The following is a 16,651-nucleotide window of genomic DNA, read 5'->3' on the forward strand; positions in this document are numbered from 1 at the left end:
CACGGTTGTTTCGGCTGATAGCGATTAAATCGCCAGTGGTATGGATTAATCTGCTAGTTCAGCGGCTGATAAGGCTTGTTGCCTAGGCAAGTCACAACTTTTATCAAAGAGGTTTTAGTGATGGGAAAACCATCAGTATTTGTGACTCGACGTTGGCCAAATGCCGTCGAGTCCCGACTGTCCGAGACATACGATACTACATTCAACAGGCAGGATAGAGCACTAACTCCGACGGAGCTTAAAGAGGCGCTCATAAAGTATGACGCTATATTGCCAACCGTCACAGATAGCTTGAACGCTGAAGTACTAGATGTCGCCTCACCTAAGACGAGGTTTCTGGGAAATTTCGGTGTCGGTTACAGTCATATCTGTGAAGAGTCAGCTCGCGCCCTGGGATTGACAGTAACAAACACACCAGGTGTTTTATCGGAGTGCACTGCCGATCTGACTATAATGCTGATGTTGATGGTAGCCCGCCGCGCCGGCGAAGGCGAGCGGGAATTGCGCTCGGGTAAGTGGTCGGGTTGGGCGCCAACACACATGGTCGGCACGAAGGTGTCAGGAAAGAGATTGGGCATTATCGGTTTCGGAAGAATTGGCCAGGAAGTAGCTCGCCGTGCGCATCATGGCTTCGGCATGAACGTTGTTGTTTACAATCGAAGTGCCATAAGTAGTAAAGCTCTTGCCGAGTGCGGTGCACGTCAGGTGGACACATTAGATGAGCTGATACCGCAATGTGATTTTCTATCGTTACACTGTCCCGGCGGTTCATCCAATCGCCACCTTATCAACGCGGAAAGGCTGCGCCTTATGAATAGAGATGCATACATCATCAACACCGCCCGAGGCGAAGTTATTGATGAGTTCGCTCTCGCCGAAGCGCTAGAAGATGGCAGCATTGGCGGGGCAGCCCTGGACGTCTTCGAGGGTGAACCAATAATCAATGCGAGTTTGCTGGAGTGTGGTAAGACCGTACTGCTGCCACACCTAGGCAGCGCAACTCTTGAGACTCGTCAGGCTATGGGATTTCGCGTAATTGAGAATCTGGATGACTTTTTCGAAGGACGAGAGCCCAGAGATCGCGTTATTTAGCGTGTCAGCACTTGCGTTTAATCTCTATTCACTATTCGGGTATTTTAAGATGAATACACGTCAAAAATTGGCTGGCTTCTTTACAGAAGGCGTGGCAGATAGCGATCCTGAAGTCTATGCGAGCATCCAGGATGAGTTGCATAGACAACGAGATGAGATAGAGCTGATTGCCTCTGAGAATATCGTCTCCAAAGCCGTTATGGAGGCGCAGGGTACCGTATTGACGAACAAATACGCAGAAGGTTATCCAGGCAGACGATACTATGGGGGCTGCCAACATGTAGATGTCACTGAGAACCTGGCAATTGAACGAGCCCAAGAGCTGTTCGGTTGTGCCTTCGCTAACGTCCAGCCCAACTCCGGTTCCCAAGCTAATCAGGGAGTGTTCCAGGCCCTTCTCGAACCCGGCTGTACGATTATGGGGATGAACCTGGCTTCTGGAGGCCATCTTACCCATGGGGCGGCGCCGAACCAGTCCGGAAAGTGGTTCGAAGCAGTTCAGTATGGTGTAAGTCCACGAGATAACAGAATTGACTATGATCAAGTTGAAGCGTTAGCGCGTGTCCATGTTCCGAAGCTGATCATCGCCGGTGGTTCCGCTATTCCCAGGGTAATAGATTTTGAACACATGCGCGCAATCGCCGATGAAATTGGCGCCTATTTAATGGTCGATATGGCCCACTTTGCCGGATTGGTAGCTGCAGGCGAGCATCCTTCTCCATTTCCGCATGCGCATGTTGTAACCACCACGACGCATAAGACGCTGCGCGGACCTCGTGGCGGAATGATACTGACCAATGATGAATCAATCGCCAAGAAAGTTAACAGCGCGATATTTCCGGGTATACAGGGTGGTCCTCTAATGCATGTCATTGCTGCCAAGGCGGTAGCGTTCGGTGAAGCATTGCGCCCGGACTTCAAAAAATACATACGTCAAGTGCGCTTAAACGCAGACTCGTTGGCCGATCAGCTGATCAAGGGTGGCCTGGATATAGTAACGGGGGGCACAGATACCCATCTTATGCTGGTGGACCTGCGTTCAAAGGGAGTTACCGGAGATAGGGTCGAAAAAGCGCTCTCCCGAGCCTGCATTACTACCAATAAGAATGGGATTCCCTTTGATCCTGAGAAGCCTACGATCACTTCAGGAGTCCGCTTGGGGACTTCGGCTGGTACTACGCGTGGCTTTGGAGAGCAGGAGTTTCGAGACATCGCTGATTGGATTGTTGAGATAGTCGATGGCCTTGCCACTTATGGCGAGGACGCCAACGACACAATTGAATCGAGTGTGCGCGAAAAAGTGTCAAAACTTTGTGCGCGTTATCCTATCTATTAGCTGTACGATGGAGTCGCAGAACACCCCAGATTGGCATTTGTTTTATGCCTCCGGGGCGCTCGAGCTCGATGGGCGGCATTTTCAGGATGTCCACAGAGCCTCACCATGAATCTGGCAACGACCGAAAATCTCAGGGCTCGAGCGAAATCAATATTTGACTGCGCGGTGGCTGCAGCAGATCCTGCAGAGGCCTTGAAGCGCACGTTGGTGACCCACCCGCTGCCAATACCCGCCGAGGGCGGGAGAACGTTCCTAATTTCAATCGGTAAGGCCGCGCCAGAAATGCTAAGAGAAGCGTTACCCCATGTGGTGGGCGAGCGTCAGGCGCTTCTCGTGACCCATTACGGTAACCAAGCGGATGTACCTGGGGTAGAAATCATTCGTTCGTCCCATCCGTTGCCGGATGCCAATGGCATTCTCGCGGGCAACCGCGTATTAGAGCTGCTTGAGACTACCAGACCACCTGATCAGGTCATCGTATTGATATCAGGGGGCGGTTCGGCATTGCTTCCGGCACCTGTCCCGGGTGTGACCCTTGAGGACAAGATTGCGCTTAACCAGTTATTGCTATCCGCTGGACTTGATATCACCGAAATGAATTTGGTGCGGCAGCAAGTTAGCAGGCTAAAAGGAGGGGGATTAGCTCGCCTCGCAGCGCCTGCACCGGTGACAGCCTATATCCTTTCCGATGTCATTGGTGATGATTTACGCGTTGTTGCCAGTGGGCCGACAGCCGCCGCCATCGGCTCGCCGGTTGATGCAATGCACGTCCTCAAGAAATCTAATCTAGCGAATCGAGTCCCTAGTAGCATCCTTGCAGCGCTTGGGAGCAACCAGGAGGAAGGCTTTAGGAATTCAATCGTCGTTAACCATTTGATCGGTTCCAACAAACTTAGCCTCAGTGCAGCCAAGCGTGCGGCCGAAAAATACTGTGCGGTCAAAGTAGTATCCGATCAATTGATTGGAGATGTTGCTACTGCAGCACAGGGTATCTTACATGCGGGTCGTTCCATTCTGAGCCAGTCCCCGGCCGCTCTTCTGTTTGGAGGTGAAACGACGGTCGATGTGCGGGGAACTGGATTGGGAGGGAGAAATCAGGAATTGGCTTTGCGTGTAGCGATTATCGCTGATTCGTTGCCCCTTAATCGCGATTGGGTGCTTTTGAGTGGAGGCACCGATGGCCGAGACGGACCAACAGATGCAGCTGGTGGTATTGTCGATGCTGAAACAGTCTCTCGTATTCGGGCGCGTGGTCAAGACCCTCTCGCCTTACTAGAGAACAACGACAGTTATGCCGCTCTAAAGAGCTCCGGTGATTTACTAGTTACGGGAGCAACGGGCACCAATGTCGCCGACGTACAGATTCTACTCCTTTCTGCCTCTGGGTGAAGCAACATATAGAAGCGGAAGATGTACGCCGAGCTCAATCTCCTTCGTGCGAAAATCGGCATAAGCAAGACGCTCGTTTTCCTGATTTAATGGCTTTGCCAACTTAAAACTGCTCACGGGTAACGTGTTCAACACAGTACGCCTCCAACTACAGTAGAACGCCCATCGCCGTCTGTCGTTGACGACAAGAGTCGCTGAAAAAGAACATGAGTCTTGTCTGATATCTTAGAAAAGATCCCCAGACAATTCATATCCATATTTGCTAAAGGCCTTGTCGAGAATCAAATTGTTTGTAGGGATGCCAAACATATTCAGGCACAGATATGTTTCATTGTGTTGTCGTTTAGCTGGATTCGTCCCGTCTTGTCTGGCAGACGGATGCCGGAAGTCCGAAGGTCGAAAATGACATTATTTGACCAAATATGTCATTCCGCTGAGTCGGACAGCTATCGAGAATGTCGGCTAGTAAATGGAATGGTTCGTTCGGAACGATTTTCAGTATATGGCGATCGACGAATCAATCCAGACAAAGGATTTTGGTGTGGTGTTGAGCACTTGACCTTTACGCATAAGAATTTCAGGGGTGATTGCCAATAGGCCCCCCTAACTTGCACAATGACTTGGATACTATCTATGAAAACTAAGGCCGCTGTGGCGTTTGAGCCAAACAAACCGCTTGAGATTGTCGAGCTTGACCTGGCGGCTCCTAGAAAAGGTGAGGTCCTGGTCGAGATAGTGGCGTCGGGAGTCTGCCATACCGATGCCTATACATTGGACGGGAGAAATCCTGGAGGGTACTTTCCTGTCGTCTTAGGCCACGAGGGCGCCGGAATAGTGAGGGAAGTCGGCGGAAACGTCCATGGCCTAAAGCCAGGCGACCATGTAATTCCGCTCTATACACCCGAGTGTAGGGAGTGCGATCTTTGCTTACATCCGAAAACAAACCTGTGTAGTGCGTTGTTGGAAACACAGGCTAGAGGAGTGATGCCCGACCAGACTAGTCGATTTTCCTATGAAGGACGCCCTGTTTATCACTATATGGGATGTTCCACCTTTTCCAACTTTACTGTCGTACCTGAGATTGCTTTGGCCAAAATCCGTAAGGACGCTCCATTGGACAAAGTTTGCTATATCGGCTGCGGAGCAACAACCGGCATCGGTGCTGTCATATTTACAATGAAAGTTGAGGCTGGCGCCAGTGTCGCCGTCTGGGGCCTGGGTGGCATCGGGCTCAATGTGATTCAGGGTGCGAAAATGGCAGGGGCAGGTCGGATTATCGGCGTGGACATCAATCCTGCCAAAGCTGATCTCGCGACCCAGTTCGGGATGACCGACTTTGTCAACCCCAGAGACGTGGACGATGTAGCGGGACATTTGAGGGAAATGACGGGAGGAGGGCTCGATTATACCTTTGAGTGCATTGGGAATGTTGATGCCATGCGGCAAGCGATGGACGCGTGTCACATTGGATGGGGAGAAAGTTGTGTCATCGGAGTAGACGGCAACGAGTTCACAGGGCACCCATATCATCTCCTTTATGGTCGAACCTGGAAGGGCACTATGTTTGGGGGAGCTCGAGGACGCACGGATGTACCGAAAATTGTAGACTGGTACATGGACGGAAAAATTGATATCGATGAGCTGATTACTCGCACGTTGCCCCTGGAGAAGATCAATACAGCGTTTGACCTGATGCACCAAGGCGATGGCATTCGCTCAGTTATTACCTACTGATGGCTGGAAACATGAGACAGATTGAAAGTAGTACCTGCTTTGGTGGCCGCCAGATTCGGTATCGACATGACTCTGAAACCCTGAATTGTACAATGTCCTTCGGTGTTTACCTGCCCCCCGCAGCCGAAAAGAATAAGGTGCCTTTTTTGATCTGGCTTTCGGGATTGACAGGTAGAGACAACACCTTCCCATTTTTGGCAGGTGCCCAGCGCTATGCCGCTGAACGCGGCATAGCAATCGTGACTCCTGATACCAGCCCAAGGGGAGAAGGCGTTCCTGACGACCCCGATGGTGCTTACGATTTTGGCTTGTCCGCCGGATTCTACCTGAACGCAACAGAGCTACCTTGGCAGAAAAATTATCATATGTATGACTACGTAGTTGATGAGTTCAGTACTCTTATTGTTAATGAGCTGCCAATTGACTCCGCGCGCCAGAGTATATTTGGACATTCGATGGGCGGCCATGGCGCAATTACGATTGCCCTAAAGAACCCGGGACGATTCCGCTCAGTGTCAGCGATGGCCCCCATCTGTAATCCTATGGATTGTCCATGGGGTGTGAAAGCATTCAATAACTATCTTGGTCCTGATCGCGCCACCTGGCGCCAATATGACGCCACCAAACTCGTGGCGACCTCAGAGGAACGCTTACCGCTCCTCATTGATCAGGGTGATGAGGACGAGTTTCTAGAAGAGCAACTGGGGTTGGATGAACTACAGTCAGCATTAAGTGAGTATGACTACCCTGCCACCGTGAGGATGAGAGGCGGCTACGATCACGGCTACTATTTTGTCGCATCATTTATTGGCGAGCACATTGATTTCCATGCTAACTATCTGTAGTTAGTCAGAAAACCACGGCTTCTCTTCGTTGCTACATGCTAGATAGGAAACTATTGACCACTTTCTCCCGCATGCATGTCCACCATATCCCATAGGTATCGGGCGCAGTTTTCTAGACTCCCGGAATCGTGAATTAACTGTCTAGACTAATGCCTGTTGAGTTTCTTTCGATGTATAGAGACATAAGGCATGATTCACTGGTGGCCTGATTCGATCTATACTTCTTAAGTATCAATTATCGTAGGGTGCTGGTTTTCAGGCACTCCTACCGTATTATGAACGTAAGCTACCCTTCGACAACTGCAAATAGAAGGCCACGGCATCATTAAAACAATAAAATCGCGGGTGAACTGACATGGATCGAGATGCTAAGCGTGACGCTTCGGCTTTTAGGGTGCTTTTGGATCTGTCCGAGGAGGCCAAGCTTCCGGTCGATCAGCTGCTGGCAGGCATTGACGTAGACCGAGACAGTATATACCAGCCCTATGCTGAAATATTTATGTGGCAGGAGCTGGCCTATATAGAGAGACTCGTTGAGAGGCATGTGCGATTTTCACTGGCGCTCACCGCGGCGAGTAGAGTACATATAACGACATTAGGCACGCTCGGATATGCAATGCTGTCGTGCCGCAATATTTTTCACGCACTGCAAGTGTCAGCAGATTATCACTCAATTTCTCTGTGGACATGCGAAGTCGCCGCGCAACCGCATGAGCGATCAGTCGAGTTTTTGATATTACCCCATGCGTTGCCGGCCGCATGCCAACACTTTTGCGCGATCCGCGGGCTCGCTTCTCTAAAAATCTGGTTTACTGAAATGCTTGGCAGAGACATAGTACCCACCCAGGTTACTTGTATGATAGAAGCCCCCAATGATGCACCATTTTATGCTGAATTTTTTGGATGCCCGGTACAGTTTGGTTCGGATGTGTACTCTATTTCATTTGAAAACACGCTGTTTCTTGAACCACTGAGAATGTCCGATAAGTGGGCGTACCAACGTGCCAAGATTGAACTTCAAGGAATAGTCGATCAAAGACGGTCTTCCTTTACTAATCGAGTTCATGATCTCATATCATTTGCTCGTAAGGTCAATCACAGTGAGGAAACGGTTTCTGAGACCCTGGGGATTTCGAGTAGTACCTTACGGCGCCGGTTGCGTGAGGAGGAAACAACCTTCAGGGAAGTGAGAGCCGAAACATTACATTCTTTAGCCTGTGTGATGCTTTTGAGCTCAACAAAAACAGTCGACGAAGTAGCTGATATGTTGGGATTCTCCGAGGCGGCAAGTTTTGTTCGATCATTCAAGAGAAGGGAAGGAATAGCACCTGGAGCATGGCGAAAGCAACAGCGGCAGAAATTTACGTAAGTGCTCCTCAGTTCAGCAACACTGTCTCTCGAATCCATGTGATGTCGAGATATCGTCTTAGGTCTGTCAGTTTCAACTGGCATGGCTATTTTTGAAGATGATCAATTAAGTCACGATTTGACCATTTCGGTCATTCACCCTTGTTGGCGCACGCCGGACAATGGAGCGCGACTGTCTGATACCTCCGACGATGGAATAAGAAACCAGCGAGGTTCATCAAAATTCAAAGGTTCAATGTCTGCACGGATCAGATAGCGTCAAATACAAGTGTCAAGCAGTAGACACGTCGCCAGTAAAAACGATAACGAGATGGAGGTACGCCCGGCGTAATGGGTTTGAGCCTCCGATAAAGTTGAAGAAATAGCGATGAACCAAAATATAAATACTACAGCTGCTTCAGCGAGTACACAGCCCGTAGCGGGGCCGGTAAGCAACCACATCACCACTATTGAAAAGTTCCTTTACGGAGGCGGGAGCGTGGCGCTCGCCGTGAAGAATGTCACGTTCAACATGTTCGTTCTTCTCTTCTACAAACAGGTGTTGGGGTTATCGGGCACCTTGACGGGCTTAGCGATATTCATCAGTGTTATGTGGGACGCTGTATCGGATCTATTGATCGGGTCATGGTCTGACCGCTTGCGCACCAGATTGGGCCGACGCCACCCGATGTTAATCGCCGGGACCATACCCCTTGGACTGTCCTTTGTCATGATCTTTAACCCTATCGAAGCTGTACAGGGCACACAATGGCCTTTGTTCGCTTGGTTACTGGTCTCTGTAGTTCTATTGAGAACCTTTCTTACGATGATCTCGATCCCGCTTGGTGCAATGGGCGCAGAGATTACCGACGACTATGCTGAACGTACGTCAATCGTTAGCTTTAGAACCAACATCGGCTGGATCGCAGGTATGTTACTACCAGTTATTGCATTACCTCTTCTTTTCGTAGGCACGAACGATCAAGATGGTCGTTTCATTGTCGAAAACTATACGCAGTACGGGTGGGTATGCTGCATTATTGTCATTATCTTCTGCTTTGCTTGTATAAGGGGAACATGGCGCTTCATCCCACGTCTAATCGCCGTCGGTAACCGTCACCGGCCAACCCCCGGCGCGATGGGTGTGCTTCGTGATGCAATTGAGACCTTCCATGACAGTAATTTTAGAAGGCTCATCGTACTGGACCTCTGTGTCGGCGCCACCTTTGGAATAACCGCTGCGTTGTTTATGGTTACGATGACGTACTACTGGGAGGTCAGTGTCGGCGAACTGTCTGTTCTCTCGACGGGCTCTCTGGTGGCCGCAGGACTTATCTTTCCAGCGACGAAGTACCTATCTGAACGTTGGGAGAAACAAACTATCCTGAAATTTGCCGTAATCGGCTTTATTATCAATACTCCCTGGCTGATTGTCGCCAGAATGACGGACTGGGCGCCTGAAAACGGGACTCTCTTTCTATTTGCGCTTCTATATATTCAGGGAACAATTAATACCTTTCTTTCCATACTCTGCACGATTTCACACCACTCCATTCTGGCTGACATTGCTGACGAGCATGAACTTCGCACCGGACGTCGACAAGAAGGTGTGCTATTTGCAGTAGCGGCCTTTGCCGCGAAGTTTGTGATGGGATTTGGCTACATTTTTGTGGGTCCCTTTCTGGATATCATTGGCCTTGAGGCAACGATGGCTCCCGGAGCTGTGCCGGAATCAATCCTTACCTCCATTGGTATCGTGATTGGCCCTGTAATGACAATTATCCTGGTCATTCCCTTGTGGATGGTCTCTCGATTGGGCGTTAGCCGAGAACGGAGCAGGGAAGTCCAAGCTGCTCTGAGGTCCAGACAACTAGGGGAATCAGCAACGTAGTTCCGGTGGACTGGCTAATCGGTATATATCGGATCCCGTATGGATGCCTCGATGTTCCAGATCTGATCCAAGCCAGCACCTGCCCCTGCCTCTGGGGGCGCTTTACTGTGCACTTACGGGTCGCTGCTCCCAGTCATCATTCGCTGCATCGATCAGGTATGCCTTAAGTGATAGAGCGTCGTCCGACGACAGTACGTCCTTAAACGCCGGCATTCCCAGCTGTTCCAAGCCACCGTCAAGCACAATAACATTGAAGGCGCTGTAGACAGCTTCAGCGCTGCGCCGCAAGTCAGGAATGCGGCCGTTACTGACGGCAAACTGTCCGTGACATCGTTGACAATATTCCGCGTAGATAGCTGCGCCTTGGCTGAGGATACTCATATCATCCGTCACTCTGGGTGGGGGCTTTGGTCGTTTCCTGGCGGGCTTGAGCGGAGGCAGTTCGTGGCCCGCGCCTACCTTGAAGGCCAGAACTCGACTGGGAGGAGGCTGTAGCCCTGAGCCAAGATCCAGCCCATAGGTTTGACCCAAAATCCCACCCCAACCCACGGTCACCGCTACATATTGCACGCCGTCGATAGCATAAGTTATCGGGGATCCTACAATCCCCGCCTGGGTTGGAAATGTCCACAGTGACGCCCCGGAACGGGCATCAAGAGCTTCAAAATATCCATCCCCTCGGCCCTGAAAGACCAGGTCGCCGGCCGTCGAGAGCGTGCCGCCATTCCACGCAAGATCACGGTTCACGCGCCAGGCAGCTTTTTGGTCACGCGGATTCCAGGCCGTTAAGAAGCCCCTGGCAGCCTGCCTGATGTCTTTTTGGTCCTGCGCATCATCTCCCATAAGATCGGCAGAGTAGGTGGTATTCGTGTTCCATTGGCCCCATTGGTGAGGCTTGGAGTTGCCTTCGAAAAGATAGTCGATCTCTAGTGTGGGTATGTACACCAGCCCTGTTCCAGGATGATGGGACATGGGGTGCCAGTTGTGAGCCCCATAGGGAGAGGGCGCGACGAACTGTGATTCGGTAGAATAATCCATCCCGGGCACTTCCACCGGCCGGCCAGTAGCCAGGTTATAGTGGCTAGCCCAGGTTACTTCTGCGAAGGGTTCGGCGGACAGGAGCTGACCTGTTTCCCGATCAATGATAAAGAAAAAGCCATTTTTGGGAGCGTGCCATATCACCCTGCGCGCCGTACCTTGCCAGTTCATTTCTGCTAGCATGATGGGCTGAGTGGCCGTGTAATCCCATGTCTCAGCGGGGGTCTCCTGAAAGTGCCAGATATATGCGCCGGTATCTGGATCAAGTGCCACGATCGACGAGAGGAATAGATTGTCGCCTCCCTGCGGACTTCTTACCCGCCTATTCCAGGGAGACCCGTTTCCAACACCTATATAGAGTTGATCCAGATCAGTGTCATAAACGATAGAATCCCAGACGGTGCCACCGCCACCGGCATTCCACCACTCTCCCGTCCATGTTAATGCAGCCTGTTCAAGTGCCTCGCTTTCCTGGCCGACTTCGGGGTTGCCTGGCACCGTATAGAAGCGCCACACCAGTTCGCCTGAATCCGCATCGTATGCGCTCACAAATCCCCTGGCACCGAATTCTGCCCCTCCATTCCCGATAAATACTTTGCCCTTTGCGGCTCTGGGCGCTCCGGTTATGGTGTACGGGTACTTGGATGTGTCTGCCGTCTTTATGTCCCATAGGACCCTGCCGGTTGAAGCCTCGAGAGCCACCAGACGGGCATCTAACGTGCCGACAAAAACCTTTCCTTGATAAATGGCCACGCCTCGATTCACGACGTCGCAGCAGGCCATTTTCCCCCACTCCTTAGGTACTTCTGGGTCGTAGCGCCAGATCAATCTGCCATCGGAAGCATCCAGCGCATACACAACGCTCCAGTTGCCGGTCACATACATGACGCCGTCAACTACCAGCGGAGTTGCCTCCAACCCGCGGTTGTAATCGGTATCGAAGTGCCAATCGAGGCCAAGGTCGGTGATGTTGTCGCTGTCTATCTGGGCCAGGCGGCTATATCGTTGCTCATCATAATCAAGCCCATAGCTGAGCCAATTACTTTCCGACGGGGAAGCAATCCGAGCCGTGTCTATATTGCGTGTAGACTTTTCAATACCCACTGAAGAGGGTGACTTAGAACTTGCCCATAGTTGTATCGAAAAACTTGTTGCTAAGACGCTAATCAGCGATAACCGAAGTATCATATGTACTGTGCGGTTGGGCCCGTTCGTCCACCGCAAGCCACTACGATATAGCATAGATAACTCCTTTTCGGGACCGGTTCCCTACCAGATCGCCAACTTGAACATTGATTGGGTACTTTATGGAATCAAAACAAAGTGTGCCGGCGAAGCCTATTTGTCCTAGATGATTGCTTCTACTTGAAAACTTTACTGGACAAGGCATATCCCACTGTAACATCCGTTCGCCAAACGTAAAAAAGCCCGGCTGAAATCAGCCGGGCAAGCAGGGATGGTGCCGCAGGACCATCAGAAGTCCTTTCTTAAAGTCAGGCCGTATGTCCTAGGCTCCTGGACAAACTGGCCTCGGGCGCGATCGCCGGTAAAGCCTCGAAGGGGGATGTTGAACGTGTTGAACTTGGTACGCTCATCAAACACATTGTTCCCCCAGACCTCAATCGACACTTTGTGCTCCAACATAGTCAGGCCGAATCGCAGGTCAACCTTGGTGTTCGAATCCTGGATGTCACCCGGCAGAGGAACTGCAGCGTCTACGGCCGCCCTGACCTCTGCTTCAGTTGTCAATCCTGCAACGTTAGGCCGTTCGGTGGGCAGGGTACTGGTTCTTCTCTCTGATTCATAGCGAGCCGAGCCATAGGCGAAAAAGGCCCAGTTGCCATCAAAGACGGGTTGATAGTAGTTCGCAGACAGTACACCGACCCACTCAGAGGAGTTGGTTAACGGAGCGCCGCACAAAGGCAGGATTTGGGATGAGAAGTCTGATGCATTGGGATTAAAGGTTGAGCAGTCACTGGGGTGCTCAGCGTCCGTATAGGTTATACCCAGGTTCATGCCGAAGCTCTCAGTAAACTGCACAGTTGATTCTACCTCGACACCCTGGCTTTTTGTTTTGGGGACATTGAACGTCTGGAACCGTGTGCCATCGTACTCAAGTACCTGGAAGTCCTCGAAGTCCTGGTAGAAAATTGCCATATTCACCCGGGCGCGATTTTCCCAGAAATCGGTTTTTAAGCCGACTTCAAAGGCATCCACGGTTTCAGAGTCAAACCGTGGATCATCGCCGCCTGCACCTGAGGATACATCAAGATTGAATCCACCTGATTTGAATCCGTGCGTGAAGCTGGCATAAACATTGGTGTTGTCATTAAGGTGATAGGTGCCATTGACGGTATATGTCAGCTCTTCATCCTCAAATTTTTCATCAAAGGGCCGCGGCATGAAATCCACTAACCACGCGGTAGCGGGGTTAGTCGCATACGGTACAAAGAAGTCATCCGGATCATCCGGATCATAGAAGGGTGCTGTGAACACCCAGCAGTTGGTCGTGATGGCGGCCCCTAGGCGGCCAAGACTCAATCCTGGCGTTACGCTGTAGAAGGGTATGCTGTTTTCCAAGTTCTCAAAGCTCGCGAAACAGGCGTTATGCTGTCCGTCTACCTGCTCCTGCATTGAACCGTCTTTCTCTTCCTTAACGTAACGCAAGCCCAGAGTTACATCGAGTTTGTCGGTCACGGAGAACACATTGTGGGTGAAGATCGACCAGGTTTCGCTTTCCTGGGAAGCATGGGGAGAACCGAAGTCTGATACGGCGTCTACTCCACCGGAGACAAAATTCAGCTCATTCCATGTGGGCTGACCAAATGCACCAATACTCCAGCCAATTTGCATCTCCTCCTCAAACTGGAGTGTGTATTTCTGATCCAACTCCTCATAACCGTAGTAGGCGCCGACCATCCAATCCAATCGATCATTGAAGGCCAGTCCATTTAACCGAATTTCGTGGCTATAAGCTTCGGTTTCGGTACCGTTCATGGACTTGTAGTCGCGCTCAGGATTAAGCGCGCGGCCGGCTGGCGTGTCACCAACAGAGTAAATCGCGTTCTGCGTATAGTCCGCTCGCTCGGAGTCAGCGAATCCTTCGTTATACCCGCCCAAATAGGTCAAATCGCCAAGAGGGGTTTCTACATTGTACTCGACGGTGATCCCCCAACCTCGACTGGGGTTGCGATAAAAGTCATCAACAGCTTTTGAATCATCCAGCGCGTCTCTACCGACGAGGTCGGGTGGAACGCCCGCATTTTCGCCAAGACCAAGTTCGGGATCCACATAAGGTAATACGTTATCAAGGAGGAACTGCGAGTCATTGCGCCAAACCGCGAGGCAACACTTGTCGTCACCCTCTCCATAGCCGGCAGTTACCCGCAGTTCGCCTGCTTCTTCGGCATTCCACAACATATCCGCCCGGACCGAGCTTCGATCGCGACTGATATTGTCACCGCCAAAGCCGCCATCAATGAAGCCATCGCGCTTTCGGATAGAGCCGGTCACTTTTAACGCGAGAGTGTCCTCTATAAGCGGCATGTTGACGCCAACTTGGCCAGCGCCGAGGTCATAGTTGCCTGTGGTCAGGTTGCCGAAATAGCCAAATCTCTCCAGGTCCGGACGCTTGGTGTGGATGACCAATGCGCCAGCCGAGGTATTCCGACCAAACAAGGTGCCCTGAGGCCCCCGCAACAGCTCAATGCGCTCTATGTCTACCAGATCTCCGAGAACGCCGCCTGGCCGGGGCCGATAGAAACCGTCGACAAAAACCCCAACGGAACTTTCAAATCCGATGTTGTTGCCCGTGGTGCCAACACCCCGGACTCTGAGTACGACGCCACCTGTCGCTGAATCAGATGTATTGATATTGAAGCTGGGTGCCACTCGCTCAAGTGCCAGTATGTCATTCACCCCGGCATTCTCAAGGGTTTCTGACGTCATGACAGTGATAGCTATCGGCACATCTTGGACACTGGTGCTACGCTTCGTTGCAGTAACGACAACTTCCTCAAGGGCTGCTGGGCCGGATTGGGCACTGGCTAGATTGGGGGCGATTAGCGTGCCGGAGACCACGACGCTGGCGAGCATAACGGAGCGTGACAGGGCGGTTTTGGGAAAAGAACAGCTTTTACTCATTATAGGACTCCCTAATATGGTTGATATTATTTTGCAGTTCTCGTTGCGAGTATATGGGGACGCAACTTGGCGCAGAATGTTTGGCCTGCTCAATTATTGATAGTTCTGCTCATTGATGGCTGTCAAAAGGCAGACCCAGATCGCCTATGTGCTCTTGGCGTAGACGACGCTTGTCGATCTTGCCGGATGCTATTCTGGGCAATTGCTCTGTACACAGTTTCAAGTACTCAGGCACTTTGAATTTGGCTAGCTTCGATTGCAGATAGTCAGAAATTGCGACATTTTTTGCATCCGCGCTTATGTAAAGTGTCGCGGCAACGGTTTCTCCTAGACGTTCATCAGGCACACCATAAACGCTGGCTTCTATCACGTCAGGATGATCCAGCAAGGCGTCTTCTACCTCGCCACAGCCAATGTTCTCACCACCCCGAATAATGAGTTGCTTAATGCGGTCGACCACATAAAGATGCCCGTCATTGATATAGGCTACATCACCAGTTCGGAACCACTCTCCGACAAATGACTCTTTGTTGGCCTGGGGCTGATTCCAATATCCGTGAATTACAGAGGTGCCCCGGACAACGAGTTCACCTCGATCCCCAGGAGGCAAAAAGCTGCCCTGTTCATCAATCGTTGAAACTTCCAGTACTGCAGAGCACATGCCAGACGAGTTGGGATTTTTTAGGTAGTCCGCCCCGTAAATACCGGTACCAATCGAATTGGTTTCGGTCATTCCCCAGCCAGTAAAGGGCGCGGCATTTTTTAGCGATTGTCCAATGTCCTTCACCTGGGACGTAGCACGCGCGGATCCTCCGCCACCTGTTGAGCGTAGACTTTCTAAATTTCTGTGTGATCGTTTTGCATACTCAACTAAATCACCGGTCATCGCTGGTGTCCCAACAAAGGTCGATATGCCTTCGTTATCGATGATATCTGCAGCGGTGGCCGCATCCCATTTGTACATGGAGACGATCTTCCTTTGCGTGCGGAAGGCAGATAGCAACACTGCGTGCAGTCCATCCACGTGGAACAACGGCATTGCCAGTAAGGCGGTGCTCTGAGATTTTGCTGCGCTTCCTATTTTCTCCTGATCAAATTCGCCGTTCTCCATTATGAAATGAGTGACGAAGTCGACCTCCCACGAAAGTAGCGCCGCGAGAATGTTGCGGTGAGTAGATACGGATCCCTTGGGGTGGCCAGTTGAACCGGATGTAAACAGTATTACCGCATCGTCGTCCGGGTGAATACCTACCGATGGCATAGGGTCGTTGGAGCTTGTCAGTGTGTCTATTGGAGTGGTCGAGTCTGACGGGGCTGCACGTACGGCGATGATATGGGGAGTAGACTCCGGAGCGATGTGGGAGATACGTTCTATCCGCTCCTGGTCCGCTATGACCACGGTAACGCCCGTGAGCTTAAACGCATAGTCGATTTCTTCCGGCTGCCACCAGGCATTAATTGCTACCGCGATAGCGCCAATGGACGTTATGGCTTCAAGGGCAATGGGCCATTCCGGGTAGTTGCGCATCGCTATAGCAACGCGGTCCCCATGTTTCACGCCATATCGACTCTGCAGTTGCTGAGCCAGGCTTGCGGCCATTCGATAGACTTCTTGAAAGGTATAGCATTCGTCTTCATAGGCATAGAACGGCTCATCGCTGAGATTGTCCTCATAGAGCTGACGGAGAGACTGAGGGCCGTTTACAAACCACTTTTGCGTGGCGCCCTTGACTTCAACTTCTTGGAGCTCCCAAGGCGCCTTCTCGGAGGTCACCATTCCCACCACGTCGTGTCGATTCATCGTCCTTGTAGCCCATCCACTGCCATATTATTGTC

Annotated in this window: 10 protein-coding genes; 7 read left to right on the forward strand and 3 right to left on the reverse strand. The window is 51.3% G+C overall.

The genetic code is table 11. From position 1 onward, the window contains the following. Positions 1 to 120 precede the first annotated feature (120 nt). The 7 genes from EYZ66_RS01290 (at position 121) to EYZ66_RS01320 (ending at position 9,634) form a co-directional block, all read left to right on the forward strand. Complete coding sequence (locus EYZ66_RS01290) at positions 121 to 1,092, forward strand: 2-hydroxyacid dehydrogenase (RefSeq protein ID WP_009575873.1); 972 nt, start codon at positions 121 to 123, stop codon at positions 1,090 to 1,092. A 49-nt stretch (positions 1,093 to 1,141) separates the two neighbouring features. Beyond that, a complete protein-coding gene (gene glyA / locus EYZ66_RS01295; RefSeq protein ID WP_040816704.1) occupies positions 1,142 to 2,428 on the forward strand; it encodes a serine hydroxymethyltransferase in 1,287 nt (428 codons plus the stop codon). Between the two features lie 105 nt (positions 2,429 to 2,533). Then, the gene (locus tag EYZ66_RS01300; protein ID WP_009575875.1) at positions 2,534 to 3,817 is read left to right on the forward strand and encodes a glycerate kinase type-2 family protein; all 1,284 of its coding nucleotides are present in this window, start codon (positions 2,534 to 2,536) and stop codon (positions 3,815 to 3,817) included. A 633-nt stretch (positions 3,818 to 4,450) separates the two neighbouring features. Further along, positions 4,451 to 5,551, forward strand: a complete 1,101-nt coding sequence (locus EYZ66_RS01305) for an S-(hydroxymethyl)glutathione dehydrogenase/class III alcohol dehydrogenase (RefSeq protein ID WP_009575877.1) — start codon at positions 4,451 to 4,453, stop codon at positions 5,549 to 5,551. A gap of 11 nt (positions 5,552 to 5,562) precedes the next feature. Then, a complete protein-coding gene (gene fghA, locus EYZ66_RS01310; RefSeq protein WP_009575878.1) occupies positions 5,563 to 6,396 on the forward strand; it encodes an S-formylglutathione hydrolase in 834 nt (277 codons plus the stop codon). 355 nt (positions 6,397 to 6,751) lie between these two features. Continuing rightward, the gene (locus tag EYZ66_RS01315; RefSeq protein WP_160195558.1) at positions 6,752 to 7,765 is read left to right on the forward strand and encodes an AraC family transcriptional regulator; all 1,014 of its coding nucleotides are present in this window, start codon (positions 6,752 to 6,754) and stop codon (positions 7,763 to 7,765) included. A 366-nt stretch (positions 7,766 to 8,131) separates the two neighbouring features. Then, a complete protein-coding gene (locus EYZ66_RS01320; protein WP_160195559.1) occupies positions 8,132 to 9,634 on the forward strand; it encodes an MFS transporter in 1,503 nt (500 codons plus the stop codon). Between the two features lie 102 nt (positions 9,635 to 9,736). On the opposite strand, the gene EYZ66_RS01325 is transcribed toward EYZ66_RS01320, so the two are convergent. The 3 genes from EYZ66_RS01325 to EYZ66_RS01335 all read right to left on the reverse strand — a co-directional run bounded on the left by EYZ66_RS01325 (position 9,737) and on the right by EYZ66_RS01335 (position 16,616). Further along, positions 9,737 to 11,914 carry a PQQ-dependent dehydrogenase, methanol/ethanol family gene (locus EYZ66_RS01325; protein WP_009575562.1) on the reverse strand — a complete coding sequence of 726 codons (2,178 nt, stop codon included), beginning with the start codon at positions 11,912 to 11,914 and terminating at the stop codon, positions 9,737 to 9,739. 231 nt (positions 11,915 to 12,145) lie between these two features. Continuing rightward, complete coding sequence (locus EYZ66_RS01330; RefSeq protein ID WP_009575563.1) at positions 12,146 to 14,815, reverse strand: TonB-dependent receptor; 2,670 nt, start codon at positions 14,813 to 14,815, stop codon at positions 12,146 to 12,148. A 109-nt stretch (positions 14,816 to 14,924) separates the two neighbouring features. Continuing rightward, positions 14,925 to 16,616: a class I adenylate-forming enzyme family protein gene (locus EYZ66_RS01335; RefSeq protein ID WP_050793400.1), complete on the reverse strand. Its 1,692-nt coding sequence runs from the start codon at positions 16,614 to 16,616 to the stop codon at positions 14,925 to 14,927. Positions 16,617 to 16,651: the final 35 nt, after the last annotated feature.

It is taken from the genome of Aequoribacter fuscus, assembly GCF_009910365.1.
Taxonomy (GTDB): domain Bacteria; phylum Pseudomonadota; class Gammaproteobacteria; order Pseudomonadales; family Halieaceae; genus Aequoribacter; species Aequoribacter fuscus.

Coding starts and splice junctions, on each gene's coding strand:
- EYZ66_RS01315 (WP_160195558.1), top strand. CDS start 6,752: ATGGATCGAGATGCTAAGCGTGACGCTTCGGCTTTTAGGGTGCTTTTG.
- EYZ66_RS01335 (WP_050793400.1), bottom strand. CDS start 16,616: ATGAATCGACACGACGTGGTGGGAATGGTGACCTCCGAGAAGGCGCCT.
- EYZ66_RS01290 (WP_009575873.1), top strand. CDS start 121: ATGGGAAAACCATCAGTATTTGTGACTCGACGTTGGCCAAATGCCGTC.
- EYZ66_RS01320 (WP_160195559.1), top strand. CDS start 8,132: ATGAACCAAAATATAAATACTACAGCTGCTTCAGCGAGTACACAGCCC.
- EYZ66_RS01330 (WP_009575563.1), bottom strand. CDS start 14,815: ATGAGTAAAAGCTGTTCTTTTCCCAAAACCGCCCTGTCACGCTCCGTT.
- glyA (WP_040816704.1), top strand. CDS start 1,142: ATGAATACACGTCAAAAATTGGCTGGCTTCTTTACAGAAGGCGTGGCA.
- fghA (WP_009575878.1), top strand. CDS start 5,563: ATGAGACAGATTGAAAGTAGTACCTGCTTTGGTGGCCGCCAGATTCGG.
- EYZ66_RS01300 (WP_009575875.1), top strand. CDS start 2,534: ATGAATCTGGCAACGACCGAAAATCTCAGGGCTCGAGCGAAATCAATA.
- EYZ66_RS01325 (WP_009575562.1), bottom strand. CDS start 11,914: ATGCTATATCGTAGTGGCTTGCGGTGGACGAACGGGCCCAACCGCACA.
- EYZ66_RS01305 (WP_009575877.1), top strand. CDS start 4,451: ATGAAAACTAAGGCCGCTGTGGCGTTTGAGCCAAACAAACCGCTTGAG.